Below are 26,245 nucleotides of genomic sequence, written 5' to 3' on the forward strand. Positions count from 1 at the left end.
ATTGCGAGCCGCTTTCCAGAAACAGAAAAACCATTACCCCTGAAAACCGAAAAATGCCACAATATTGGCTGTTTATACAGTATTTCAGGTTTTCTCATGGCATTAACCGCCGCGCTTAAAGCGCAAATTGCCGCCTGGTATAAGGCGCTTCAGGAACAGATCCCCGACTTTATTCCCCGTGCGCCGCAGCGGCAGATGATTGCGGACGTCGCCAAAACGCTGGCCGGAGAAGAAGGGCGGCATCTGGCGATTGAAGCCCCCACTGGCGTTGGGAAAACGCTCTCCTATTTGATCCCTGGCATCGCCATTGCCCGCGAAGAGCAAAAAACGCTGGTGGTGAGTACCGCCAACGTGGCATTGCAGGATCAGATCTACAGTAAAGATTTACCGCTGCTGAAAAAGATCATTCCCGATCTTAAATTCACTGCCGCTTTTGGGCGTGGGCGCTACGTTTGTCCGCGTAATCTGACGGCGCTCGCCAGCACTGAACCCACGCAACAGGATTTGCTGGCGTTTCTTGACGACGAACTGACGCCGAACAATCAGGAAGAACAAAAACGTTGTGCGAAGCTGAAGGGCGATCTCGACACTTATAAATGGGATGGTCTGCGTGATCATACTGATATCGCTATAGATGACGATCTCTGGCGTCGTTTGAGCACCGACAAGGCCAGTTGCCTTAACCGCAACTGTTATTACTATCGCGAATGCCCGTTTTTTGTCGCTCGTCGGGAGATTCAGGAAGCGGAAGTGGTGGTGGCAAACCATGCGCTGGTGATGGCGGCGATGGAAAGCGAAGCCGTATTGCCTGACCCGAAAAATTTACTGCTGGTGCTGGACGAAGGTCATCACCTGCCGGATGTGGCGCGGGATGCGCTGGAGATGAGTGCAGAAATCACCGCACCGTGGTATCGGCTACAGCTGGACTTGTTCACGAAACTGGTCGCTACCTGCATGGAGCAGTTTCGCCCGAAGACCATCCCGCCGCTGGCGATCCCTGAACGTTTGAATGCCCATTGTGAAGAGTTGTATGAGCTTATCGCCTCGTTAAACAACATTCTCAACCTCTACATGCCTGCCGGGCAGGAGGCAGAGCACCGTTTTGCGATGGGCGAACTGCCTGATGAAGTACTGGAGATCTGCCAGCGGCTGGCAAAACTCACCGAGATGCTGCGTGGCCTGGCGGAGTTATTTCTTAACGATTTAAGTGAGAAAACCGGCAGCCATGACATTGTACGCCTGCATCGGTTGATTTTGCAGATGAACCGCGCGTTGGGGATGTTCGAGGCGCAAAGCAAACTCTGGCGGCTGGCGTCTCTGGCGCAATCTTCCGGTGCGCCGGTGACCAAATGGGCGACGCGGGAAGAGCGCGAAGGGCAGCTGCATCTCTGGTTTCACTGTGTGGGTATTCGTGTTAGCGACCAACTGGAAAGGCTGCTGTGGCGCAGTATTCCGCACATTATTGTTACCTCCGCAACCTTGCGTTCGCTGAACAGTTTTTCGCGTTTGCAGGAGATGAGTGGGCTGAAAGAGAAAGCGGGCGACCGTTTTGTGGCGCTGGATTCCCCCTTTAACCACTGCGAACAGGGCAAAATTGTTATTCCCCGGATGCGCGTTGAGCCTTCCCTCGACAACGAAGAGCAGCATATTGCCGAAATGGCGGCCTTTTTCCGTAAGCAGGTGGAGAGCAAAAAACATCTCGGTATGTTGGTACTGTTTGCCAGCGGACGGGCGATGCAGCGCTTTCTCGACTATGTGACGGATTTACGTCTGATGTTGCTGGTGCAGGGCGATCAGCCGCGTTACCGTTTAGTTGAACTGCACCGCAAACGCGTCGCCAACGGTGAGCGCAGCGTGCTGGTGGGCTTACAGTCATTTGCCGAAGGGCTTGATCTGAAAGGCGATCTGCTCAGCCAGGTGCATATCCACAAAATCGCTTTTCCGCCCATCGACAGCCCCGTGGTGATCACCGAAGGGGAATGGCTGAAAAGCCTCAACCGCTATCCGTTTGAGGTGCAAAGCCTGCCGAGCGCCTCGTTTAACCTGATTCAGCAGGTTGGGCGACTGATTCGAAGCCACGGTTGCTGGGGCGAAGTGGTGATTTACGATAAACGCTTGCTCACCAAAAACTACGGCAAGCGGCTACTGGATGCATTACCGGTATTTCCGATAGAGCAACCGGAAGTCCCTGAAGGTATAGTTAAAAAGAAAGAAAAAACGAAATCCCCACGCCGTCGGCGGCGTTAATGATGTGAGTCAGGTAAGGAGTCGTAAATGGACTATCGCAAAATCATTAAAGAGATCGGGCGCGGGAAAAACCACGCGCGCGATTTAGACCGGGATACTGCGCGCGGTCTGTATGCCCATATGCTCAATGGTGAAGTCCCTGACCTTGAGTTGGGCGGCGTATTGATTGCGCTGCGTATCAAAGGGGAAGGGGAAGCAGAGATGCTCGGCTTTTACGAAGCCATGCAAAATCACACCATCAAGCTGACGCCGCCTGCAGACAAGCCGATGCCGATTGTCATCCCCAGTTACAACGGCGCGCGTAAACAGGCCAACCTGACGCCGTTGTTGGCGATTCTCCTGCACAAACTCGGTTTTCCTGTGGTGGTTCACGGGGTTAGCGAAGATCCAACCCGCGTGCTGACAGAAACCATTTTCGAACTGATGGGTATTACGCCAACGTTGCACGGCGGGCAGGCGCAGGCGAAGCTCGACGAACATCAACCGGTGTTTATGCCTGTCGGCGCGTTTTGCCCGCCGCTGGAAAAACAACTGGCGATGCGCTGGCGGATGGGCGTGCGTAACAGTGCACATACCCTGGCGAAACTGGCGACGCCATTTGCCGAAGGTGAGGCACTGCGTCTTTCCAGCGTTTCGCATCCGGAATACATTGGACGCGTCGCGAAGTTCTTTAGCGATATCGGCGGGCGGGCGCTACTAATGCATGGTACTGAAGGTGAAGTGTATGCTAATCCGCAGCGCTGCCCGCAGATCAATCTCATTGACCGTGAAGGGATGCGGGTGCTGTATGAAAAACAGGACACTGCTGGTAGCGAGTTACTGCCACAAGCAAAAGATCCGGAAACCACGGCGCAGTGGATTGAGCGTTGCCTGGCTGGCAGCGAACCGATTCCCGAATCGCTGAAAATCCAGATGGCTTGCTGCCTGGTGGCTACGGGTGAAGCGGCAACTATCAGCGACGGCCTGGCGCGCGTTAATCAGGCATTCTAATTCTTTTCTCAGCCGGATGAGCCATGTCATCCGGCTTTTACCCCACCGCAATATGAAATTCCTGCATCTTTATTGACCTTCCCGCGCCCGGCGTGCAGCATAAAAAAACAACAAACACATAACATAAACAGGAGTTAACCATGGAAAGTGGTCATCGCTTTGATGCTCAGACGTTGCACAGTTTTATTCAGGCTGTATTTCGTCAGATGGGTAGCGAGGAACAAGAAGCGAAATTAGTTGCCGATCATTTAATCGCGGCAAACCTGGCAGGGCATGATTCACATGGTATTGGCATGATCCCAAGCTATGTGCGCTCCTGGAGTCAGGGGCATCTGCAAATTAACCATCATGCCAAAGTCGTTAAAGAGGCGGGGGCGGCGGTCACGCTCGATGGCGATCGCGCATTTGGTCAGGTCGCGGCACACGAAGCGATGGCGCTGGGGATTGAGAAAGCGCATCAGCACGGCATTGCCGCCGTGGCGCTCCATAACTCGCATCATATCGGCCGTATCGGTTACTGGGCGGAGCAGTGTGCAGCGGCGGGGTTTGTCTCTATCCACTTTGTTAGCGTGGTCGGTATTCCAATGGTCGCGCCGTTCCACGGTCGCGACAGCCGCTTTGGCACCAATCCGTTCTGTGTGATTTTCCCTCGTAAAGATAATTTTCCGCTGTTGCTCGATTACGCCACCAGCGCCATTGCATTTGGCAAAACCCGCGTCGCCTGGCATAAAGGCGTCCCCGTGCCGCCAGGTTGCCTGATTGACGTTAACGGCGTGCCGACGACAAATCCGGCGGTAATGCAGGAGTCGCCGTTGGGTTCGCTGTTGACCTTTGCCGAACATAAAGGCTACGCCCTTGCAGCGATGTGTGAAATTCTTGGCGGGGCGCTTTCTGGCGGTAAAACGACGCATCAGGAAACGTTACAAACCAGTCCCGATGCCATTCTTAACTGCATGACCACTATCATCATCAACCCGGAACTGTTCGGCGCGCCGGATTGTAGTGCACAGACCGAAGCCTTTGCCGAGTGGGTGAAAGCCTCGCCGCATGATGACGATAAGCCGATTTTGCTACCGGGCGAGTGGGAAGTGAACACGCGTCGCGAACGGCAGGAGCAGGGGATTCCACTGGATGCGGGAAGCTGGCAGGCCATTTGTGATGCAGCGCGGCAGATTGGTATGCCGGAAGAGACGTTGCAGGCTTTCTGTCAGCAGTTAGCCAGCTAAAAAAAAGCCCGTCCAGTGGCGGACGGGCAAACAAGGGTAACATAGGATCAATGAGGGTTAGAGCATATGCGTCTGTCGGCAAACAGACAGGGAAATACTTGTGCTGAATGTAGCGTAAACGCCTGATCTAGCATACGAATTACTTATAAATTACCGCAGTACCGCTTAATTTATTGTTGTTGGTGGCAGAAGTGATGCTGTATCCACTGGCACCGGCCGCCGCGGCTTTCTCAGCCAGTTTCGCTTCCAGGGCATCGAGGGTGGATGCGCCATCGGCAGAAACCACGCCGATTTTATTCATGTTCTGTGCCTGGGATGTCGTTACCGGTTCCGCCGCGAACACGCCAAATGACAGAGTTGAAAGAGCCATAGCAGCAACAACAGTATTGATAGTTTTCATAATTAATCTCTCGCAGGTGATTTTTGTATAAGTGACGTTGTTTCGTCGATGTGATGAGTATCACGTTTTTTTACGAGAGATAAAATCGAAGAGAATTGACCGCCTTGTTCAAATAAATTGATTGATATCTAACATACTGATAATCCATTTATTTGTTGAACTTATGGACTTGTTTTATGCAGCGTGGCAGTCACGACAGCGTTAAAGGCACGGAATGCCACGCAAAACACAAATTATACTCGCTATACATCCCGCCAGTTGTAGTTAACGTAACTGGCTGTCTTTCGAACCTCTGCGATTATATCCTGTATAAGCTGATTTTTGTAAATCTTTATCCTGCTGACAATGAATGCATAAGCGCACGCCAGGAATGGCTTCCCGACGGGCCTGCGGGATGGGGGCGCCGCACTCTTCACATTCATACAGGCTCTCGCCACGCGGAATTTCACCCCGGGCACGAGCAATCGCATCTTCAATTGTACTGTTGATCTGTTCGTTGACGGCGTCATCGTTAGCCCAACCGGATGCCATATCGTCCTCCCCATATCAATGCTTGTACAGTTAAGTGTAGCTAATATAGGGACGAACTCGGGCAGTTCAAGCGTCAGATCTCCGACCATTCCCGCAGCAGATTATGATAAAGATTGAGCAGCGACAGGATCTCTTCACTTTCGCCGTAGTGGCTTTTCAGCGACTGAATATTGTTGTCCAGTTCAAACAGCATGGCGCGCTTTTTATCATCGCGGATCATCGACTGGATCCACATAAATGATGCCACTCGCACGCCGCGGGTTACGGGTGTCACGCAATGCAGGCTGCTGGAGGGATACAACACCAGATCGCCTGCCGGGAGTTTTACCCGATGTTGCCCGAAGGTGTCATTAACGACCAGTTCGCCGCCGTCGTAGCTTTCTGGATCGCTTAAAAACAGCGTGGCAGAAAGGTCAGTGCGCATCCAGCCGTTTTGTGGATGGCTGCGTACTGCGCCATCCACATGGAAACCATAGGTTTCATTGTTCTGATAGCGATTAAACAGCGGCGTGGAAAGGGTACGCGGCAAGGCCGCGGCAAAGAATAAAGCATGTTGATTAACCGCGTTCAGCACCTCATTTTGCAGGGCGGCGTATAACGTGCTGCGGGTGTCTACCTGTTGATTGTTCTTAACTTGCGCACCTTGTGCGCCGGTGGTGACGCGTCCATCCACCCATTCGGCTTGTTCCAGTTGTTCGCGAAACCGGGCGACGTCCTGTGGCGATAGCACGCCGGGAATGTGGTACATCATACAAGTTCTCCAAAAAGTGGGGCCTGCGCCCCACATCTGAATCAGAAATGCATATTGGCCGTGAGCAAGAAGGTTCTTGGCTCGCCCGGGTGATAACGGTAGCCGCTCTTGTTGATTGAGGCGACGTAATCGGTATCAAACAGGTTGTAGACGTTTAGCTGGAAGTCGAGATTGCGATTAACCCGATACCCCAGTTTAGCGTCGGCGACCCAATAACCTTCGGTAAACGCTGGCGTTCCCACCGCGCCGTCAGAACCTTTATGCATACTGCCGATATACCGTGCGCCCGCACCAACGGAAATATCATCGGTTGCCTGATATTGGCTCCATAAGGTAAAGGCGTGCTCCGGCGTATAGGGCAGCGATGAGGAACCATCTTGGGCAACATCTTTGCCGTTTTTGATGGTTGCTTTTTGCTGGGTATAGCCGCCAATCACCTGCCACGCGGGGGTGATATTCCCGGCCCCGGATATCTCATAGCCTTCGACGCGTTTCTTACCGTATTGCGAGTAAGTTCCGTCATCATTTTGCTCAACTTCATTTTCGATATCAGTACGGAACAGCGCGGCGGTGAGCAACAGGCGTTTATCCAGAACCTGCCATTTGGTGCCAATCTCGCTGGTGTTGGCTTTTTGCGGTTTAAAATCGGTGCGGTTGGCACTGTTACCGCTGCCAGACTGCGCAAGGGCGAAGTTGTTGCCGCCCGGAGGCTGCTGGGAAACGGCATAGTTAATATAGACATTGCCGTTTTCCGTCAGGTGATACAGCGCCCCGGCTTTCCAGTTCACCAGATTGCCCGACCTGGCGGTGTCGACGGTGGTGACCGGAGAACCTTTTGCCACACCAGCTGGGCAGGTGATGGCACCGCGTCCGCTGCCGCCGCAGGCGGTGGCACTGTCATATTCAGTATGATAATTATCCAGACGGATCCCGCCGTTCAGCTCAAAATCACGGGTGATTTGCAGCGTATCGAAGGCGTAAATTGCGAAGGTATCCGTCTGACCATTGGCGTTTGCGCCGTTGCGCGTCAGGCCGCCGGGATGAATGCTGCTGTCAGGATGATAAATATTTACCGCCGGTAACGTCACCGGATTAACGCCATAGTTAGTCTGCGTTTCACGGGTAAATTCCACGCCGGTACTGACATCATGACCGATAGCGCCGGTATAGAACGTCGAGGTCAGGTTGGTCTGGTTGGTGAGAATTTTGTTACTCACATCTTTGGTATTCGCCGTGCGTGACCACGTCCAGCTATTCACATCGCTGGTGGGCTGGGTAATATTCGACGCCCCACCCATAATCGCCGTCATCAGGTAATCCTGCTTCACGCGCGACCAACGGGTAGTATTGCGAATGGTGGTGTTATCGTTGATGTCGTGCTCAAAACGCATGGTAGCGGTGTCGGTGGTCGAATCGTCGTAATCGGAATCCGTGCCGTAAAAGTTATGCGTATCAACTTTTCCGGAATGATTCAGGGCCGCTGTTCCCGCAGATGGGGCAGAATAGCCCGGTAAACCGATAGTCGGAATGCCACCGTCTGGCGTGTTGTGCTGGGTGACATGCAGATAATTAAGATACAAACGATTCGCTGTACCAAGGCCAAAAGCGACAGAAGGGGCGACGCCGTAACGCTCATTTTTGACTTTGTCGCGTCCGGCATCGTGCGTTTTTTCGCCCATTACATTCAGGCGCACCGCGGTGGTATCACCAATGACCTGATTGACGTCCAGCGTGCCGCGGCGGAACCAGGCGCTGCCAATACTCGCGGAGGCGTCAATGCCCGAATCATTGCGCGGCTGCTTGCTGATCATATTGATCGAGCCCGTCGGTGCGCTGCGCCCGTAGTCGGTGCCGGACGGCCCTTTAATCACTTCGACCTGCTCGGTATTGAAGGTGTCGCGCGAGACGCTGCCGATATCGCGAATGCCATCAATATAAATACTGTTAGAGGTATCGGCACCACGCATATAAATGGCGTCGCCAGTGGTGGAGTTACCGTTCTCACCCGCAAAAAACGCACCCACGCCGGGGACGTTTTTGAGCGCGTCGGTAAGGTTGGTTGCACCCTGATCTTTAATCACTTGTTCAGAAATCACCGTCATCGTGCGGGTAGTATCCGCTACCGGACGCGAGAATTTCGGATCGGCAGATTGTTGTGGCGCATAAAGCGAAGGCGTTGATGCTTCGACAACCAGCGTGTCATCCGCGTTAATTTGCCCTTCGGCGGCGAGAGCCTGAGCCACAGGCGTGATGCCAATACAAAGACCGGCAAAGAACGTGAGCGAATGAAATTGTCTGGCAGGGAAATTGCGATTGTTTTCCATTTTGCAGGTGACTTTTTCTTATATGTTGAAATTTTCACTGCCACGAGAAAGCATCTCTGCGGATGCGATGCCATTGTTAATCTCGTGATAGCGTTCGTGCAAGTGATAATAATTTTGATAAGCATTATCACTTGGCGCGATTTTCTATCACCCATTGCGCGAAAAAGAAATACATTTATTTACATTGCGTTCATATTTGATGTTTTTTGCTTACAAATCGGACGAAAACTGCATCCAGAGGCGAATGCAGTTACGTTGGTGGGGTTATTTGTAGATGATTGCAGTACCGAACATCTGGTCATTTCCGCCTGCGGAATTAATGACATAACCTTTCGCGCCTTGTTCGCGCGCTTTTTCTGCCAGTTTATCCTCCAGATCGCTTAGGTTTGATGCGCCAGTTGCCGAAACGGTACCGGCGGGCCGTAGCTGACCGCTGTCCAGGTTACTCATCGGTTGCGCGGCATAAGCCGTGAGAGAGATTCCGCTCAGGACGGTGGCAATCAGTAGTGTGAGGCACTTTTTCATAATGACATCCTCATAAATACAACGGGTAGTGCCTGATAAGTGTAGGTCGCCTGGGCGATGAAAATGACGCAAAAAATTGACAGAGATGTGCTTGTTTTTTGAACGATATATTTTTACAAAACAAGACAAATCAATGATATGCATAATGCTGATTTTTATGATGAATTGCCATAAAACATAGCCATGTGAAGGTTTATAGAAATGATAAACGCAGCCAGATATTTACCCTGTCGCGTTATGCGGGTATCTTACGCCGCTGCTTAAAGGAGAATGCTATGTCCGCCCAGAAACCGGGGTTGCATCCGCGCAACCGTCATCACAGCCGCTACGATCTCGCCACGCTTTGTCAGGTCAATCCTGAACTCAGGCAATTCCTCACGCTTACACCCGCCGGGGAGCAAAGCGTAGACTTTGCCAATCCGCTGGCGGTGAAGGCGCTCAATAAGGCGTTGCTGGCCCATTTTTACGCCGTAGCGAACTGGGATATCCCCGACGGTTTTCTCTGCCCACCAGTACCGGGCCGGGCGGATTATATTCATCACCTTGCCGATTTACTGGCAGAAGCAACAGGATCAATTCTAGCTAATGCCAGCATTCTGGATATCGGCGTTGGTGCGAACTGTATTTATCCGCTGATTGGCGTACATGAATATGGCTGGCGTTTTACTGGTAGTGAAACCAGCAGCCAGGCGTTAAGCAGTGCGCAGGCGATCATCAGTGCTAATCCGGGGCTTAACCGCGCCATTCGTCTGCGTCGGCAAAAAGAGAGTGGGGCGATTTTTAACGGCATCATCCATAAAAACGAGCAATACGACGCGACCTTGTGTAACCCGCCATTCCACGATTCCGCCGCTGCGGCACGGGCAGGTAGTGAACGTAAACGCCGTAACCTGGGGCTAAACAAAGACGATGCACTGAATTTTGGTGGTCAGCAACAGGAGTTGTGGTGTGAAGGCGGTGAAGTCGCTTTTATTAAAAAGATGATTGAAGAGAGCAAAGGCTTCGCGAAGCAGGTGATGTGGTTTACCTCGCTGGTATCTCGTGGCGAAAACTTACCGCCGTTGTATCGTGCTCTGACGGAAGTGGGCGCGGTGAAAGTGGTCAAAAAAGAGATGGCCCAGGGGCAAAAGCAGAGCCGCTTTATAGCCTGGACCTTTATGAACGACGAGCAGCGCCGCCGTTTTGTCAATCGCCAGCGTTAAAGCGTTGGTTCCCCCGGCGGCAACGGTTCAGCCGGGGTCGCGCCCGGAGCAGGCAGCACCTGATAAGTCTGCACTGGCGCGCGAACGCCCGCCAGGTCGAAATGTTTTTTCACCTGGCTGTCGAGGGCAAAGCGGACCGTCCACTGTTTGAGTGGCAGCGTGGTGAACGAAACACGCAGTGTAAACGCGGTATTGCTTAAGCCGACAATCCCGGCAAAATTCGGTTCACCAATAATCAGCCCGCGAATTTCTTCGTTTTCCATTAATTCCGCTACCGCATCTTTCAGTGCCTGATTGGCTTTATCAGCATCTTCATGGCGATCAACATCGTAATTTGCCACCACCGAACCAATGCCGCGGACGAAGTTAGCAAAGGTAGTTATCGAAGACCACGGAATGATGTGATACGCCCCGGTATCCTGACGCACGCCCACGGAGCGAATCGACATCCGTTCCACAGTGCCGGTCAACGGCCCGATAGTCACCAAATCTCCAGTGTTCATGCCGTTTTCAAACTGAATAAATACCCCGGTGATAATATCTTTCACCAGCGTTTGCGAACCAAACGAGATAGCCAGACCTAATGCCCCGGCACCTGCCAGCAATGGCGCGATATTAACGCCGATTTCCGACAACACAATCATGATGGTGATGGTACTGATAATCACCGCCAGCGCGTTACGAAACAGCGTCAGCAGGGTACGCGTACGGGCGCTGGGTAGCGGGCGGCCATGAATATCCGAAGCCAGCCGGTTTTCGATCAAACTGGCGAGCACTGTCCAGCCAACCGCCGAGAAGAAAAGAATGAGTGCGATACGGATCAGGATATCTACGGTTTTCTGCCCCGCGCCGTTTTGCAGCCAGTTCCAGAAATCGAACAATCCCCATGCGCTCAACAGCAGCATTACCGCCACGCAGACTGTCAGAATACGCGCCGTTTTCAGCGCCGCCGACAGCCAGCCATTCAACCGTTTTTGCAGCTCCGGATAGTTACGCTGAGTATGTGGCGAGAGGGTGATGGTTTTCGCCAGCCAGCGGGAAAACATACCGGAAACAAATGCTGCGATACCAATAATCGCCAGGCTGCGCACCGTTGCACCCATCATAAATTTCAGGCTGTTGCCCGGATCGAACAACGAAAAGAAAAACAGCACGATAAAATAGGCGCTTGCCAGCCAGTGCCACACCAGCGCAAAGGCGCGGATAAACAGGCTGAAAAAGGCCAGCGAATGCTCCGCGAAGTTGAGCAAATGCTGGGTAATCTCTTTTTTATTACGAAAGATCAGGTACAGCGCCCAGACCGTCATGCACAGCATAATGATGACGTTCGCCAGCGCACCTATCTGTACATTCACCTGATTAGAGATAATCGGCACGGCCACAATCAGGCCATAGCCAATCAGGCTGCTTAACCAGCTCAGGCGACGGCTCCAGTAACGGGCGGTCTCGTCATGAATCGTGAACGGGCGCAGTTCAGCCACGTTTGGGCAAAAAATCAGGCGTAGTACGGCTTTGAAAAATTCAATCAGGGCAAAGGCGTTGAGAAACAAACTTTGTTGGAAAGCGATGGTGCGACTGCCCGCATTCAGGTTGTCGCTTAATACCTGGCCGACAAACAATGTCAGTGCCAGTAACAGCAGGTCGATAATAAACGCCCCGATAATCATCGCCGGAAGCTGCAACCAGTTACTGCGCTCACGATTTTTTTGCCGCGCCCACTGGCCCATTTTGCGATACAGCGGAAGTGCGCACAGGCGAATCAGCCAGTAAAAAACAAACACTAATACCGCTAACATTGAAAAATGGGTCAACGCATTGCTGAAGGTTTGTGGATTAAACGGCTTATGCGGGGAGCCGGTGATATTGCGATAAAGTTGCCCGAAGCGGGCGGAAAGGGCTTCACCATAATGGCGGCTGACTTCGGTGACCTTTTGCAGCACGGTTTGCTCTTCAACCAGCGTCGGCGGCACGATCTTCGGTACGGGTTCTGCCGGGGGCGTCGCGGCGACGGTGCGCAACTGGTCGATCAACTCTTTACGCGAGGTGTCATTATCCAGCACATCCGCCAGTGCGCCATAGGCCGCTTTTTTTTGTTCGATATCCGGTTCCGGGGCCGGTTCAGTCGTTGAGTCCGTTGTCGTTGTGGTTGTAACGCCGGGTATGGATACCGCGTGGGCAGGTGCGCCCAGCAGGCAGAAGAGGATGAACAGGATCCACCGCATGACTCCTCCAGTGAGAAAACAGAGCAAAAAGATAAGTATAGATGCTGGAGGAGGGGCGATTTTAAATGAGAGGAATCTGGTGTGCCTCCCTTTCGGGGGAAAGGGAGGCTGAGAAGTTAAGAGACGTGCTGCAAAAATTCCTGCAAGCGCTGGCTCGGTGGGTTCTTGATCAACACCTGCGGATCGCCATCTTCCGCAATCCGGCCTTTGTCGATAAAGATCAGGCGCGAAGCTACTTTCTCGGCAAAACCGATTTCGTGTGTCACGATCACCATCGTCATCCCTTCTTCAGCCAGATCCTGCATAACCTTCAGCACTTCATGGCGCAGTTCCGGGTCAAGAGCGGAAGTCGGTTCATCAAACAGCATCATTTTCGGCTTCACCGCCAGCGCGCGTGCGATCGCCACACGCTGCTGTTGACCACCAGAAAGTTCGGAAGGGTAGTGATGTGCACGTTCTGCCAGACCGACTTTCGCCAGCAGCTCACGCGCCAGTTTTTCCGCCTCTTCTTTGTTCGCGCCACGCACGCGTAGCGGACCAAACATGACGTTTTCCAGCGCCGTCAGATGCGGGAAGAGGTAAAACTGCTGGAACACCATACCTGCTTCCTGGCGAATCAGGCGCTCGTCAACTTTCGGATCGTTAACCTTCAGGCCATCGACAATCAGATCGCCGGAAGTGATTTCTTCCAGTTTGTTGATGCAGCGCAGCAGGGTCGATTTACCGGAACCGGACGGCCCGATAATCACCACGACTTCGCCCTGAGCAATGTTCAAATCGATATTGTGCAGCACCTGGGTTGGACCAAAATGCTTGGAGACGTTTTTAAATTCAATCACAGGATTTTCATCCTTCTTTCCAGACGACGCAGAATAAAGCTCAGCACCAGGGTAATAATCAGATAGAACACCGCCACGGCGCTCCAGATCTCAAGGGCGCGGAAGTTACCGGCAATAATTTCTTGCCCCTGACGGGTCAGTTCCGCCACACCGATAACAATAAACAGCGAGGTGTCTTTAATGCTGATGATCCACTGGTTACCCAGCGGCGGCAGCATACGACGCAGTGCCAGCGGTAAAATGACGTAGCGAATGGTTTCCCAACGTGAAAGACCGAGCGCCAGTCCTGCTTCACGAAAACCTTTGTGAATAGACAGCACCGCACCACGCGTGATTTCCGCAATGTACGCGCCAGAGTTGATCATGATGGTGACCACCGCCGCAGTAAACGGGTCGATGCGTAAGTCGTTAAACGCCATCGGCAGGGCGAAATAGATAAACATCACCTGGACGACGATAGGTGTGCCGCGGATCACTTCAATAAAGACCAGCGCGACGTGGTTGGCTATCCAACCACCGAAGGTGCGTGCAAAACCTGCCAGCAATCCGATCACCAGGCCGCCAGCCAGACCGAGGACCGAGATCCACAGGGTCATTTTGGCACCTTCAATCAGAAGCGGAATGGCTGGCCAGATGGCACTCCAGTCAAACTGCATATGTTGTTCCTGTTACCGTGGTGTAAATAATCAAATTCAGGGTAATTAATGGCCCCGGAGCGGGTTTGCGCCCCTCACCCTAATCCTCTCCCCAGAGGGGAGAGGGAACTGCCAGTGCGCCTTACAGGCGTAGCGTTATTATTTCGGTTCAGTACCGAACCATTTTTTGTAGATTTCGTTGTAAGTTCCGTTCTCGCGCAGGGTTTTCAACGCGCCGTTGACTTTGTCACGCAGCTCGTCGCTACCTTTCGGGAACGCAATACCGTATTGCTGTGCTTCCAGAGAGTCACCTACCGCTTTGAACTGACCGTTACCGGCGGTTTTGATGAAGTACAGAATGTTTGGCGTATCGTGCAGAACGGCGTCTGCGCGGTTGGTGCCCAGTTCCATATAGGCGTTATCGATGTTCGGGAACTGACGCAGATCTTTAGTTTTGATGTTTGCTTTCGCGTAATCAACGGAGCCAGTGCCGCTCTTCACAGCAACCACTTTCCCGTCGAGATCTTTCACGCTTTTCACATCGTTATTGTTGGCTTTCACCATCACTAACAGGCCGCTTTTGTAGTAGCCGTCAGAGAAATCGATCGCTTTTTTACGCTCGTCGGTAATGGTGATGCCCGCCAGCGCCAGATCGACGTTTTTGGTTTGCAGTGCCGGAATGATCCCACTGAAATCCATCGGCTTCAGTTCGTAATCCAGCTTCAGCTCTTTAGCGATGGCAGCCCACAGATCAACGTCAAAGCCCACGTATTTATCGCCCTGTTTAAATTCAAACGGAACGAAGGCGGTATCCGTCGCGACAACTAATTTTTTATCCGCGGCATGAGAAGAAACCGCAAAAGCCAGGGTCAGTGCAGCCAGTGAAACTTTTAATACAGACTTCATAGCATTTCCTTTTTTCTATCCACGGGACGATCCCCTGCGTGACATTCACATATATGAAAAAATCGTGCCAGTTTTGCAACTCATTGATTTATCGAGATGCGGTAAAAACGTGATGCACGATTTATAGGGCAATACCCTGAAGATGCACCATTCTGGGGCACCAAACTGGTGCGCTAAAATTGTGCACTCAACACAGTGATTATTTAGCGTAAAACCTGATGAAAAAACAATCTTTATGTAACGATTGTGTGATGATATGGATACAAAAAATTTACTTAATCAGCTGGAGATAGCAGATGGATGCACTAAATAAGTGCGTTGAGGTGGGCTGCAAAACAAAACGGCCTCCTGTCAGGAAGCCGCTTTTATCGGGTACTAAAGTTCTGCACCATCAGCGATGGATTTATTCGATGTTAGACTCGATAAACCACAGGAATTTATCCAGGTCGCGAGACGCGGCGGTCAGGATATCTGCGGTGTCGTCATCTTTCGCTTCGCCAATCGCTTTGCGTACGTCATTAGCGACGATTGCGTAACGGTCAGCCAGTTCTTTCAGGTGATCCTGAACGTTGTGGATGTCCAGCGGGTAACTTTTCAGCGGGGTTTTGCTGTTGATAACTTGAGTGGTCCCCAGAGCTACACCGCCTAGCTGCACTGCACGTTCTGCCATGGTATCCAGATGATCGATCAGTGCAGTGCGGAAGCCATCCAGCATTTCATGTACGGCAATGAAGTTAGCGCCGCGCATGTTCCAGTGCGCTTGTTTGGTAATCAAAGAAAGATCAATAAACTGGATAACCTGGCGATTCAGCAACTCTACTGTTGCTTTTTTCTCGCTATCAGAGACATCGTTGCGGGTATAAAGCAGATTGGTCGCTTTTGATTTAACTAATTTAGCGGTACTCATAATTTCATATCCTCTTGATGTTATGTCCCAGTAATTAACGAGACTAAGTATAGCACCAGCTATGTGTTCCGCTATTCTGGCTGTTCCTATCACACTAATAGTGGTAACAAGCGTGAAAAAACAAAACCAATAAAAACTCAATGAGTTAGATATATTAATAAGAACAATTCTTATTTATTTGCTCGCCAGGAATTTTCGGAATAAATATGCTTTTGCATAATTCGATATATAAAGACGGTGTAGAGGAAAAGTAGCGAGAAAATCTGCATGGTTATGCATAACCATGCAGAAATGTAAATTTAATTTATGTCTAATTCTTTTATTTTGCTCTCTTTGCGTACTGTCAGCGTAGAACCCATTGAAGCGGCGATGATAGCGCCGAGCGCCAGCAGCTGTATGGGTGTCAGTGTTTCTCCGAGGAAAATCATCCCGGAAACGGCAGCCAGCGCAGGTTCCATGCTCATTAGCGTACCAAATGTGCGTGTTGGCAAACGGGTGAGGGCAATCATTTCCAGCGAATAAGGCAGAGCGGTCGAGAGAATAGCGACCGCCAGACCCAATGGAATAACCGACCAGTGCCAGAGTGCTTCACCAGCCTGAAGCACTCCAATTGGCACGAAAATTAACGCTGCAATCAACGAACCAATTGCCACCGTCGCAGGGCCATGTTCCGCTCCTGCGCGTTGCCCACTTAAAATGTAAATAGCCCAACAAGCCCCGGCCCCCAGAGCCAGCGCACAGCCGGTTAAATCGACATGGGAAACGTCTTGCCCCAGCGGTAGCAGGAACCACAGACCAAGAACCGCCAGAACAACCCAGACGAAATCTACCGGGCGACGAGAAGAGAACAGCGCCACCGCCAGTGGTCCGGTGAACTCCAGCGCCACCGCAATACCCAGCGGTACCGTCTGAATAGAAAGATAAAAAAGATAATTCATCCCCCCCAGCGAAACGCCGTAAAACAACAGCAGTAACCGCTGCTCTTTGGCAAAGCGCAGTCGCCATGGCTTAAAGAACGCGATGAGGATCAGCGTGCCTAATGCCAGACGCAGCGCAGTGACCCCCGGTGCGCCCACCAGAGGAAAAAGTGACTTAGCTAACGAGGCTCCACCCTGAATAGACGCCATGGCAACGAGCAATATGACTATTGGTAACCAGACCGGCATTTTACGTAATGAACCAGGCATCCTTTCTCCCACAAATATCTAAACCTAAGTAAAGCGTGGAGTGTACTGGATATACCCAATGCTGGTTGAGCATTTGTTGAAAAAATTTTCCCCCGTTTTGACTAAAATGCGCCAGGATTGATGGAATCATTAGTCTGGTGATTAGGAATAATCTGGATGAATGACAGGGAAAACATGCGTAATACTTACGCAGTTCTCTGAAAAAGTGATTTAAATTTAGATGGATAGCGGTGTATGGAAACGTTCTGTTACATGAAATGGCCCGTTAGACATCATAAATCGCGAAGAGTTTCCCATTAATTTTTGATATATTTAAAACTTAGGACTTATTTGAATCACATTTGAGGTGGTTATGAAAAAAATTGCATGTCTTTCAGCACTGGCCGCAGTTCTGGCTTTCACCGCAGGTACTTCCGTAGCTGCGACTTCTACTGTAACTGGCGGTTACGCACAGAGCGACGCTCAGGGCCAAATGAACAAAATGGGCGGTTTCAACCTGAAATACCGCTATGAAGAAGACAACAGCCCGCTGGGTGTGATCGGTTCTTTCACTTACACCGAGAAAAGCCGTACTGCAAGCTCTGGTGACTACAACAAAAACCAGTACTACGGCATCACTGCTGGTCCGGCTTACCGCATTAACGACTGGGCAAGCATCTACGGTGTAGTGGGTGTGGGTTATGGTAAATTCCAGACCACTGAATACCCGACCTACAAACACGACACCAGCGACTACGGTTTCTCCTACGGTGCTGGTCTGCAGTTCAACCCGATGGAAAACGTTGCTCTGGACTTCTCTTACGAGCAGAGCCGTATTCGTAGCGTTGACGTAGGCACCTGGATTGCCGGTGTTGGTTACCGCTTCTAATCACTTCGGTGATATAAAAAATCCGCCTCTCGGGGCGGATTTTTGTTTTTAAGGTTTCGGGTCGAAAATATCGGTTCCGAGATGGTTGTAATCTACCTTCTGTAACTGGAAGTTGGTGATGTATATCGGCCCGGCTTTCTTCTCAGATATAAACGGGTATTTGATGTTAATTTCCTTCGCTTTAATTCCCGTCCACTGGGAGAAAAAACCTAAGAAGTCATTGGCTGAGCGGCGGGCTTTAATCACCCGATGCGCTTTATCGTCGCTGGAAATGACCATAAAAGGCACCTGGAAATTTTGCTGATACTTATCATCATGGGCAAGGTATTGCACGTCTTTGCCGCGCTCTTTAAAGGCCAGACCGTGGTCAGAAAAGTAAACCAGCGAGAAGCTGCTGCCGCTGTTGCGTAACTGATCGTACAGTTTGCGCAGTAAATCGTCCGTTTGCGTCATGGTATAGAGATAGCACGACGTTTCTTTTGATTGCACAAAGGTTTCGTATTTGCCTTGTGTCCTGTCGCAGGCCTGCGGATGCGAGCCCATCAGATGTAGAACAATCAGCTGCGGTTGCGAGTGCTCTTGCGCCAGCACTTGAGCGGTCATATCCAGTAACGCTTCGTCTTTCGTGTTTTTATCTGCTTCAAAATTACCTTCTTTCAGGAAGTACACTTCATCTGCACGTTTGGCGATGCTGGCGATGGCGGTATCGTATTCGCCGATTTGGCCCTGGTTGGAAAACCACCAGGTCTGGAAGCCCGCGCGATTTGCCAGGGTGACAAAGTTATCCTGAAACTGTGGTTTGCCATCGACAACGCGATTGAGCGTTAAGCCAAGCGATTTCTGCGTGGAGCCACTGGCGGCAATGTAGTCAGCAAATATCAAACCGTTAACGCTGCTGGCAAACGGGGTATTGTCCCAGTGACCGCCAAAGGCACCGAGGGCATCGCGACGCGCGCTTTCACCGATCACCACCACATAGGTCTGATACTTCGGCTTAACGGCAGTGACCGTCCAGGTATCTTTCATTCCGGAAAGTTTTGCCATCCGTTCTTGCTCTTCGATCACCTCGTTATTATTGACGATGACATCCTTAGCAAAACGAAATACCGGATAGCCAGTATCTTTCAGTTTAAATACGCCGCCCCAGGCCAGGTTTTGCACGGGAGCAACAAAAAATGTCGCCACACTGAATACCAGACACAGGCTGTCGAAGGTATTCCAGCGCGCTTTTTCATTCTCTTTTTTTCGCCTGATTGCTATTACGCCGAGCGCAAAAATAAATAAGCCGACCAGGTAGCTGTACCACGGAAAAATCGTCAGGATTTCGGTCGACTCTTCCATATTGGTGGAGTGCAATGCCAGCAATGTATTGAAATTAGGCGCGCCGTAGGCCTGAGCAAAAGGGAAATAACAAGCCGCCACCAGCGAACTGACACCGACCAGAACTTTTTGTACGCGAGGCAATGTTCGCCATAGCAAAAGCAAAATAGCCGTAAACGCAGCGGTGTAGAGCAAACTGAAGGGATAACCTAAGCCGAGGTTAATTAATAGCGACTGTAAAAAGTAGAACGCAGTCCACGGGCTAAATACCCGGCTACGGGTAACAAGCGAGTCTTTGAGGGTTAAATTCATATGCCACTATCGTAACAAACGCCATGTGCTTACCCTGGCGTCAAGGGTCAATACCTGCAAGAGTGCGTGAAGAGGGGAAAGGGGTCCGCATCCGCGAGCCGCAATATACGCAGGGCTGCAAGAAGATAGAGCGAGCCGCCGTTCAGGTCAACTACTGACGAACAAATCTTTCGCGAAGGGGATTGCAAATCCGACAAAAAGTGGGGTTTTTCAGACCAAAACGCGTTGTGCCTGCATAAAAGCAGGAGTGAAGCGGCGTACCGCGACGCCGCTATTTATCGGAAGGTTTATCTTGCTGCGGTTTGTTGTTGACCATATCGCACAACATAGAGAGCAGCATTAACCGTACTTTAAAGGGAGAATGACTAAACACGCGCATACACCTCTTGAACTCATTCATAAGACCTCCTGACTTGCTAATCCCGTCGATCCTTGAGGGATGATTGCATTACATACAGATATAGCACAGGCTATATTATATAGCTATTGCTAAAACGTTAATTTTTTGTACCTTCGCAACTCTGGTTTACAATGTGCGCACGAAATGAGAACGCTAGGTATGCGTCACCATAATGAGGAAGCACAATGAGTCGTCGCGCAGGTACGCCAACAGCAAAAAAAGTGACGCAGTTAGTGAACGTGGAAGAGCACGTTGAAGGGTTCCGCCAGGTCAGAGAGGCGCATCGGCGCGAGCTTATTGATGATTACGTTGAGCTGATTTCTGACTTGATCAGGGAAGTGGGGGAAGCTCGTCAGGTAGACATGGCTGCTCGTTTGGGAGTTTCGCAACCGACGGTGGCTAAAATGCTTAAGCGACTGGCAACCATGGGGCTGATTGAAATGATCCCCTGGCGTGGCGTGTTTTTAACGGCAGAAGGAGAGAAGCTGGCGCAGGAAAGCCGCGAGCGACATCAGATAGTCGAAAATTTCTTGTTGGTGTTGGGCGTCAGTCCGGAAATCGCCCGTCGCGACGCGGAAGGCATGGAGCACCATGTCAGTGAAGAGACGCTCGACGCTTTTCGTTTGTTTACCCAGAAACACGGTGCCAAATGAGCCTGCCTTTTTTACGCACGCTGCAAGGGGATCGTTTTTTTCAGTTATTAATTCTTGTTGGTATCGGATTAAGCTTTTTCGTGCCCTTTGCACCGAAATCCTGGCCTGCTGCTATCGACTGGCACACCATCATCACCTTAAGCGGCCTGATGCTGCTGACCAAAGGTGTGGAGTTAAGCGGTTATTTTGATGTGCTGGGGCGCAAAATGGTGCGCCGCTTTGCTACGGAGCGTCGGCTGGCGATGTTTATGGTGCTGGCGGCGGCGCTGCTTTCTACCTTTCTGACCAACGATGTCGCGCTGTTTATAGTTGTTCCGCTGACTATCACGCTAAAAAGACTGTGTGAGATCCCGGTTAATCGGCTGATTATTTTTGAGGCGCTGGCAGTCAATGCGGGTTCGCTACTGACGCCAATTGGCAACCCGCAAAATATTCTTATCTGGGGACGTTCTGGTCTTTCGTTTGCCGGATTTATTGCCCAAATGGCACCGCTGGCTGGCGCAATGATGCTGACGCTCCTGCTGTTGTGCTGGTGTTGTTTCCCTGGAAAGGCACTCCAATACCATACGGGGGTGCAAACACCGGAGTGGAAACCGCGGCTGGTGTGGAGTTGTCTGGGGCTGTATATCGTCTTTCTGACGGCGCTGGAGTTAAAACAAGAGCTGTGGGGACTGGTGATTGTGGCGGCGGGCTTTGCGCTGCTGGCACGTCGCGTGGTGTTGAGTGTGGACTGGACGCTGCTGCTGGTATTTATGGCGATGTTTATCGACGTCCATTTGCTGACCCAACTGCCAGCTTTGCAGGGCGTGTTGAGCAATGTGAGCCATTTATCCGAACCCGGATTATGGTTAACGGCAATCGGTTTATCGCAGGTGATCAGTAATGTGCCGAGTACCATATTGTTGCTGAACTATGTGCCGCCGTCGTTGCTGCTGGCATGGGCGGTAAACGTGGGGGGCTTTGGTTTATTACCCGGATCGCTGGCAAATTTGATTGCGTTACGGATGGCGAACGATCGCCGTATCTGGTGGCGTTTTCATCTTTATTCGATACCGATGCTGTTGTGGGCGGCGCTGGTGGGATACGTTTTATTCGTTATGCTCCCGGCCAACTAGGGTCTGGCCAAATAAAAAAGGCGGATGATGAGTCCGCCTCTGTTTTACGTTTTGACGATTAATTCAGACGAACCGGCATCCCGGAACGATTTTTGATCGCTTCATCCAGCACGACCTGATCCACATCAGGCTGACCAGTTACTGTCTGCACGCTCTTGGTCAGGGTAATTGGCACAATTTCCTGACCTTCAAACTGGGCTTCGGTGGTAGACAGCGGGTTATGGACTTCAATATAACGGCTGCCGTCTGGCTCGGTGGTCGCTTTTACCGGCTCATCAATAAACTGTACGCGGGTACCGACCGGTACTTTCTCGAACAGGAATTTTATGTCTTCGTTACGCAGACGCACACAACCATGACTTACACGCAGGCCGATACCGAAGTTGGCGTTGGTGCCATGGATAGCGTACAGGCGACCGATGTAGAGTGCATACAGCCCCATCGGGTTATCCGGACCTGCCGGAACGACAGCCGGAAGCGGTTCGCCCGCAGCGCGGTACTCTGCGTGCATTTTGGCGGTCGGCGTCCAGGTCGGGCCTGCTTTCTTACGCTCAACTTTGGTGGTCCAGTTGATAGGCGTATCTTTGCCTAACTGACCAATGCCGATCGGCAGCACGATAACGGTGTTGGTCCCTTTCGGATAGTAATACAGACGCATCTCTGCACTGTTAATGACGATGCCTTCATGAACGGTATCCGGCAGGATCAGCTGCTGCGGAATGTTCAGTACAGTACCGCCTTTCGGCAGGAAGGTATCCACACCCGGGTTCGCTTCCATCATATTGGAAAGCCCCATCTGGTACTCGGCGGCAAAATACTCCAGCGGCTGAGTGTTACCTTCAGGAATGGTGATCACCTGATTCTGACCAACCAGGCGACTCCCGTCGGTTGGCAGAGGATAAGTTACCGCAGAGGCGGTACTGCAAAAGCCGACAACAGCGAAGGCCGCTGCGAATAATGTTTTCAATTTCATATTCATGTTAAGCGAGATTTTGTGCCTGGCAGGCCATTGGGTTGAGAATATTAGAGTATTGGAAGCGCATTATAAGTTCATTCCAGCTCACAGTGAAATCAGATGTGTACGAAATCACATTTTTTGCCTTTGGGAAGAGTGTAGACCTTAAGCGGGGGACGGGATCTTCTTTCAGACTTATGGCATAATACGCGGTTTGTCATATCTCTTTTCAGGATACGCCTGTGTTAGTTTCCAGTAACGTCACCATGCAGTTCGGCAGTAAGCCGTTGTTTGAAAACATTTCCGTCAAGTTTGGCGGCGGCAACCGTTACGGCCTGATTGGCGCGAACGGTAGTGGTAAATCCACCTTTATGAAGATCCTCGGCGGCGACTTAGAGCCGACGCTGGGTAACGTTTCCCTCGATCCCAACGAGCGCATTGGTAAATTGCGTCAGGATCAGTTTGCCTTTGAAGAGTTCACCGTGCTGGATACGGTGATCATGGGGCATAAAGAGTTGTGGGAAGTGAAGCAGGAGCGCGACCGTATCTATGCTTTGCCGGAAATGAGCGAAGAAGACGGTTATAAAGTGGCCGATCTGGAAGTAAAATACGGCGAAATGGACGGTTACTCTGCGGAAGCTCGCGCCGGTGAACTGTTGCTTGGCGTGGGAATTCCAGTGGAACAGCACTACGGCCCGATGAGTGAAGTTGCTCCTGGCTGGAAGCTGCGTGTGCTGCTGGCGCAGGCGCTGTTTGCTGATCCGGACATTCTCCTGCTCGACGAACCGACCAACAACCTCGACATCGACACCATTCGTTGGCTGGAACAGGTGCTGAACGAGCGTGACAGCACCATGATCATCATCTCGCACGACCGTCACTTCCTTAACATGGTTTGTACCCATATGGCGGATCTGGATTACGGCGAGCTGCGCGTTTATCCAGGTAACTACGATGAGTACATGACGGCGGCGACCCAGGCGCGTGAACGTCTGCTGGCTGATAATGCCAAGAAGAAAGCGCAGATTGCCGAGCTGCAATCTTTCGTTAGCCGCTTTAGCGCCAACGCCTCGAAATCTCGCCAGGCAACTTCGCGTGCGCGCCAGATCGATAAAATCAAACTGGAAGAGGTGAAAGCTTCCAGCCGTCAGAACCCGTTCATCCGTTTTGAGCAGGATAAGAAACTGTTCCGTAACGCGCTGGAAGTGGAAGGTCTGACCAAAGGGTTTGATAACGGTCCACTGTTTAAAAATCTCAACCTGCTGCTGGAAGTCGGTGAAAAACTGGCGGTACTGGGTACCAACGGCGTCGGTAAATCAACGCTGCTGAAAACGCTGGTGGGCGATCTGCAACCGGACAGCGGCACCGTAAAATGGTCTGAGAACGCGCGCATTGGTTACTACGCCCAGGACCATGAATATGAGTTCGAAAATGATCTGACCGTGTTCGAATGGATGAGCCAGTGGAAGCAGGAAGGCGATGACGAGCAGGCGGTACGCAGCATTCTCGGTCGTTTGCTGTTCAGCCAGGACGATATCAAAAAGCCAGCGAAAGTGCTTTCCGGTGGGGAGAAAGGGCGGATGCTGTTTGGTAAGTTAATGATGCAGAAGCCGAACATTCTGATCATGGACGAACCGACCAACCACCTGGATATGGAATCTATTGAGTCGCTGAACATGGCGCTGGAACTGTATCAGGGCACGCTGATCTTTGTTTCACACGACCGTGAGTTCGTAAGCTCCCTGGCGACCCGTATTCTGGAAATCACCCCGGAACGCGTGATCGACTTTAGCGGTAATTACGAAGATTATCTGCGTAGTAAAGGGATCGAGTAAGTTATTATCCGTCAGCCCGATACTGTCGGGGTGACGGCGGCTGATGACAAACGCAAGATTGCCTGATGCGCTATGCTTATCAGGCCTACGCAGTACCTGCAATATATTGAATCTGCAGGACTTTGTAGGCCGGATAAGGCGTTAACGCCGCATCAGGCATTAACAAAGCGCATTTGTCAGCAATCTGAGTAACGTCGAATCGATTTTCTTAATCCCACATCAATTCACTTCCATTAACTCTCAAACATCCATGCCCAGTGCGCGCTTACCGTGAATGTTCAGATCCTCCAGCGTAAAGCGGCCTTCCCAGTTTGCTTCATAATCTTCCCGCGGGAAGTCGCCAGGTGATGCGCCTTTTTCCAGTGCGGCCTTCACCTTGTGCGCGTAGGCAAGATTTTTCTCGCACATCGGTGCCGCAGGAATGTACATCACGTTGCCCCAGCCCTGTTGATTTTCAACGGGGGCAACGGAATGGATGACGTCGCAGTGCCACCAGACGGAGTCTCCGGCTTCGAGTTGTGGAATGCTGGTTAATGCCTCAATCAACAGTGGATGCCATTGCTCTGATACCGGCAACACTCTTCCGGGCGCTACGCCGCACAGTTCATCCTCCGGCACATCATCAAGCAGCGGACGTAACAGCACGTACGCTATGGCTTCAGGAATGGGCACGACGTGCAGCAGTCCCTGACCAGGCAGCATATCAGAGAGCGCTGTCCAGCCCTGGAATGTCCGAAACACGGAACATTTGGTGGTGTTGTCCACCGTGTACTCTTCAACTTCTGTACGATGTGCCGCATGCCAGGGATCATATTGCGCCAGATTGCCATTAAAGACGTTGGCGAAAACGCGCTGATACGCTGGAAGCAGCCAGCGTTCCAGTGCCCCGGAGTCGGTATGCGCTCCGAGACCTTTGGAGGCCGTTCCGGGCGGACGGCGGCGGATACGGTCAGGGTAGATGACGCTCACATCCGGGTTAAACCATTGCTTTCCATCACTTTCAAATGTCCACAGACGATTGAGAAACGACTGCGCATTCGCCATTTCTTCACTCTGGCGGGCCTGCATTTGCGCCTGCGACCAGTAGATGGGGTAAATCTCGGGACGTGAAGCGCTGAGCGTCCCGAAGAAATTATCGCCGGGGCCTTTGTAGACCTCATCAAAGCGGTTGCGGTCCAGATAGTCCAGCATCGACTGATCCCAGCCTAGCGCTTGTTCGCGGGGGAAATGGCCTTTTATCACTGCACAACCGCGACGTTTAATCTGTTCGCGTTGCTCTGCAGTAACATGACCTGCTTTGATATCGGCATAAGACAGCACCGGCCAGACTGCATCGCCCTGTGCTTTGAGTGCGTTGATTTCAGCCACTCGCGTGGCAATGTCATCGCTTAGCTGATTAAAGATCTGCTGGACGTCGCCAAGCTGCGCCCGCAGCGCGTGCTTCATCTGACGGATAGCTGCTTTGTGATCGGCAGGCAATGTGTCGCTGGTAAAAGTAGAAGCCATAACCACCTCGCATTAACTTTCATTCGAAACTATACTGATTTGCATGTGACAATATAAGTTATAAATAAGTGGCACTGTTGCAAAGTTAGCGATGAGGCAGCCTTTTGTCTTATTCAAAGGCCTTACATTTCAAAAACTCTGCTTACCAGGCGCATTTCGCCCAGGGGATCACCATAATAAAATGCTGAGGCCTGGCCTTTGCGTAGTGCACGCATCACCTCAATACCTTTGATGGTGGCGTAAGCCGTCTTCATGGATTTAAATCCCAGCGTGGCGCCGATTATCCGTTTCAGTTTGCCATGATCGCATTCAATCACGTTGTTCCGGTACTTAATCTGTCGGTGTTCAACGTCAGACGGGCACCGGCCTTCGCGTTTGAGCAGAGCAAG

26 protein-coding genes are annotated in these 26,245 nt (G+C 51.5%); 10 read left to right on the forward strand and 16 right to left on the reverse strand.

Features of this window, described 5'->3' with window-relative positions:
* Positions 1-96 precede the first annotated feature (96 nt).
* The 4 genes from dinG to ACJHWR_RS08325 all read left to right on the forward strand — a co-directional run bounded on the left by dinG (position 97) and on the right by ACJHWR_RS08325 (position 4,589).
* Positions 97-2,247 carry an ATP-dependent DNA helicase DinG gene (gene dinG / locus ACJHWR_RS08310; RefSeq protein WP_001218664.1) on the forward strand — a complete coding sequence of 717 codons (2,151 nt, stop codon included), beginning with the start codon at positions 97-99 and terminating at the stop codon, positions 2,245-2,247.
* A gap of 27 nt (positions 2,248-2,274) precedes the next feature.
* Positions 2,275-3,237: a DNA-binding protein YbiB gene (gene ybiB / locus ACJHWR_RS08315; protein ID WP_000386516.1), complete on the forward strand. Its 963-nt coding sequence runs from the start codon at positions 2,275-2,277 to the stop codon at positions 3,235-3,237.
* Positions 3,238-3,377: 140 nt separating this feature from the next.
* Positions 3,378-4,463 carry a hydroxycarboxylate dehydrogenase HcXB gene (hcxB, locus tag ACJHWR_RS08320; protein WP_000443541.1) on the forward strand — a complete coding sequence of 362 codons (1,086 nt, stop codon included), beginning with the start codon at positions 3,378-3,380 and terminating at the stop codon, positions 4,461-4,463.
* Between the two features lie 66 nt (positions 4,464-4,529).
* The gene (locus ACJHWR_RS08325; protein WP_212734750.1) at positions 4,530-4,589 is read left to right on the forward strand and encodes a hypothetical protein; all 60 of its coding nucleotides are present in this window, start codon (positions 4,530-4,532) and stop codon (positions 4,587-4,589) included.
* Positions 4,590-4,602: 13 nt separating this feature from the next.
* Here the strand turns inward: ACJHWR_RS08325 and ybiJ are convergent, their stop codons facing one another.
* The 5 genes from ybiJ to mcbA form a co-directional block, all read right to left on the reverse strand.
* The gene (ybiJ, locus tag ACJHWR_RS08330; RefSeq protein ID WP_000849309.1) at positions 4,603-4,863 is read right to left on the reverse strand and encodes a DUF1471 family protein YbiJ; all 261 of its coding nucleotides are present in this window, start codon (positions 4,861-4,863) and stop codon (positions 4,603-4,605) included.
* Positions 4,864-5,127: 264 nt separating this feature from the next.
* Positions 5,128-5,394 carry a C4-type zinc finger protein YbiI gene (gene ybiI / locus ACJHWR_RS08335; RefSeq protein WP_000146353.1) on the reverse strand — a complete coding sequence of 89 codons (267 nt, stop codon included), beginning with the start codon at positions 5,392-5,394 and terminating at the stop codon, positions 5,128-5,130.
* Between the two features lie 73 nt (positions 5,395-5,467).
* Complete coding sequence (gene ybiX / locus ACJHWR_RS08340) at positions 5,468-6,145, reverse strand: PKHD-type hydroxylase YbiX (protein ID WP_000990171.1); 678 nt, start codon at positions 6,143-6,145, stop codon at positions 5,468-5,470.
* Between the two features lie 41 nt (positions 6,146-6,186).
* Positions 6,187-8,469, reverse strand: a complete 2,283-nt coding sequence (locus ACJHWR_RS08345) for a catecholate siderophore receptor Fiu (protein ID WP_000430018.1) — start codon at positions 8,467-8,469, stop codon at positions 6,187-6,189.
* A 264-nt stretch (positions 8,470-8,733) separates the two neighbouring features.
* The gene (gene mcbA / locus ACJHWR_RS08350; RefSeq protein WP_000710618.1) at positions 8,734-8,994 is read right to left on the reverse strand and encodes a DUF1471 family periplasmic protein McbA; all 261 of its coding nucleotides are present in this window, start codon (positions 8,992-8,994) and stop codon (positions 8,734-8,736) included.
* 275 nt (positions 8,995-9,269) lie between these two features.
* Here mcbA and rlmF point away from each other — a divergent pair, with 275 nt between their 5' ends.
* Positions 9,270-10,196, forward strand: coding sequence for a 23S rRNA (adenine(1618)-N(6))-methyltransferase RlmF (gene rlmF / locus ACJHWR_RS08355; protein ID WP_023141953.1), 927 nt, complete (start codon positions 9,270-9,272; stop codon positions 10,194-10,196).
* Here the strand turns inward: rlmF and ybiO are convergent.
* From ybiO to rhtA, 6 genes are all read right to left on the reverse strand, one after another.
* A complete protein-coding gene (ybiO, locus tag ACJHWR_RS08360; RefSeq protein ID WP_001267261.1) occupies positions 10,193-12,418 on the reverse strand; it encodes a mechanosensitive channel protein in 2,226 nt (741 codons plus the stop codon). The two genes, rlmF and ybiO, sit on opposite strands and share 4 nt — an antisense overlap.
* Positions 12,419-12,534: 116 nt before the next feature.
* Complete coding sequence (glnQ, locus tag ACJHWR_RS08365) at positions 12,535-13,257, reverse strand: glutamine ABC transporter ATP-binding protein GlnQ (protein ID WP_000569080.1); 723 nt, start codon at positions 13,255-13,257, stop codon at positions 12,535-12,537.
* Complete coding sequence (gene glnP, locus ACJHWR_RS08370; protein WP_001159065.1) at positions 13,254-13,913, reverse strand: glutamine ABC transporter permease GlnP; 660 nt, start codon at positions 13,911-13,913, stop codon at positions 13,254-13,256. Before glnP ends, glnQ begins: the two co-directional genes overlap by 4 nt.
* Before the next feature lie 138 nt (positions 13,914-14,051).
* Positions 14,052-14,798 (reverse strand): glutamine ABC transporter substrate-binding protein GlnH, encoded by a 747-nt coding sequence (gene glnH / locus ACJHWR_RS08375; RefSeq protein WP_000843866.1) that lies wholly within the window; start codon positions 14,796-14,798, stop codon positions 14,052-14,054.
* A 403-nt stretch (positions 14,799-15,201) separates the two neighbouring features.
* Positions 15,202-15,705 (reverse strand): DNA starvation/stationary phase protection protein Dps, encoded by a 504-nt coding sequence (dps, locus tag ACJHWR_RS08380; RefSeq protein ID WP_000100800.1) that lies wholly within the window; start codon positions 15,703-15,705, stop codon positions 15,202-15,204.
* Between the two features lie 299 nt (positions 15,706-16,004).
* Positions 16,005-16,892, reverse strand: a complete 888-nt coding sequence (rhtA, locus tag ACJHWR_RS08385) for a threonine/homoserine exporter RhtA (RefSeq protein ID WP_012311997.1) — start codon at positions 16,890-16,892, stop codon at positions 16,005-16,007.
* A gap of 234 nt (positions 16,893-17,126) precedes the next feature.
* Here rhtA and ACJHWR_RS08390 point away from each other — a divergent pair, with 234 nt between their 5' ends.
* Positions 17,127-17,192 (forward strand): protein YliM, encoded by a 66-nt coding sequence (locus ACJHWR_RS08390; protein WP_120795379.1) that lies wholly within the window; start codon positions 17,127-17,129, stop codon positions 17,190-17,192.
* 52 nt (positions 17,193-17,244) lie between these two features.
* Positions 17,245-17,760, forward strand: a complete 516-nt coding sequence (gene ompX, locus ACJHWR_RS08395) for an outer membrane protein OmpX (RefSeq protein WP_001295296.1) — start codon at positions 17,245-17,247, stop codon at positions 17,758-17,760.
* 48 nt (positions 17,761-17,808) lie between these two features.
* On the opposite strand, the gene opgE is transcribed toward ompX, so the two are convergent.
* Together opgE and mntS are read right to left on the reverse strand one after the other, a co-directional pair.
* Positions 17,809-19,392 carry a phosphoethanolamine transferase gene (gene opgE / locus ACJHWR_RS08400; protein ID WP_001054640.1) on the reverse strand — a complete coding sequence of 528 codons (1,584 nt, stop codon included), beginning with the start codon at positions 19,390-19,392 and terminating at the stop codon, positions 17,809-17,811.
* Positions 19,393-19,663: 271 nt separating this feature from the next.
* Positions 19,664-19,792, reverse strand: a complete 129-nt coding sequence (mntS, locus tag ACJHWR_RS08405; protein WP_001001761.1) for a manganase accumulation protein MntS — start codon at positions 19,790-19,792, stop codon at positions 19,664-19,666.
* A gap of 185 nt (positions 19,793-19,977) precedes the next feature.
* Here mntS and mntR point away from each other — a divergent pair, with 185 nt between their 5' ends.
* Together mntR and ACJHWR_RS08415 are read left to right on the forward strand one after the other, a co-directional pair.
* The gene (mntR, locus tag ACJHWR_RS08410) at positions 19,978-20,445 is read left to right on the forward strand and encodes a manganese-binding transcriptional regulator MntR (protein WP_000091016.1); all 468 of its coding nucleotides are present in this window, start codon (positions 19,978-19,980) and stop codon (positions 20,443-20,445) included.
* The gene (locus ACJHWR_RS08415; RefSeq protein ID WP_000056449.1) at positions 20,442-21,560 is read left to right on the forward strand and encodes an anion transporter; all 1,119 of its coding nucleotides are present in this window, start codon (positions 20,442-20,444) and stop codon (positions 21,558-21,560) included. The genes mntR and ACJHWR_RS08415 overlap by 4 nt, the downstream gene beginning before the upstream one ends.
* 58 nt (positions 21,561-21,618) lie before the next feature.
* On the opposite strand, the gene ldtB is transcribed toward ACJHWR_RS08415, so the two are convergent.
* Complete coding sequence (ldtB, locus tag ACJHWR_RS08420; RefSeq protein ID WP_001056384.1) at positions 21,619-22,539, reverse strand: L,D-transpeptidase; 921 nt, start codon at positions 22,537-22,539, stop codon at positions 21,619-21,621.
* 218 nt (positions 22,540-22,757) lie between these two features.
* Between ldtB and ACJHWR_RS08425 the strand changes: the two genes are divergently transcribed.
* Entirely contained in the window at positions 22,758-24,350 is a 1,593-nt protein-coding gene (locus ACJHWR_RS08425; RefSeq protein WP_000961458.1) for an ABC-F family ATPase, read from the forward strand.
* A gap of 240 nt (positions 24,351-24,590) precedes the next feature.
* Here ACJHWR_RS08425 and ACJHWR_RS08430 read toward each other — a convergent pair whose 3' ends face one another.
* Together ACJHWR_RS08430 and ACJHWR_RS08435 are read right to left on the reverse strand one after the other, a co-directional pair.
* On the reverse strand, positions 24,591-25,856 hold the full coding sequence (locus ACJHWR_RS08430; protein WP_000168785.1) for a DUF1479 domain-containing protein: 1,266 nt from the start codon (positions 25,854-25,856) through the stop codon (positions 24,591-24,593).
* Between the two features lie 122 nt (positions 25,857-25,978).
* On the reverse strand, positions 25,979-26,245 hold a 267-nt coding region (locus tag ACJHWR_RS08435; protein WP_004155240.1), incomplete at its 5' end, for a DDE-type integrase/transposase/recombinase.

It is taken from the genome of Escherichia sp. WS568, from assembly GCF_046486085.1.
GTDB classification, from domain to species: domain Bacteria; phylum Pseudomonadota; class Gammaproteobacteria; order Enterobacterales; family Enterobacteriaceae; genus Escherichia; species Escherichia coli.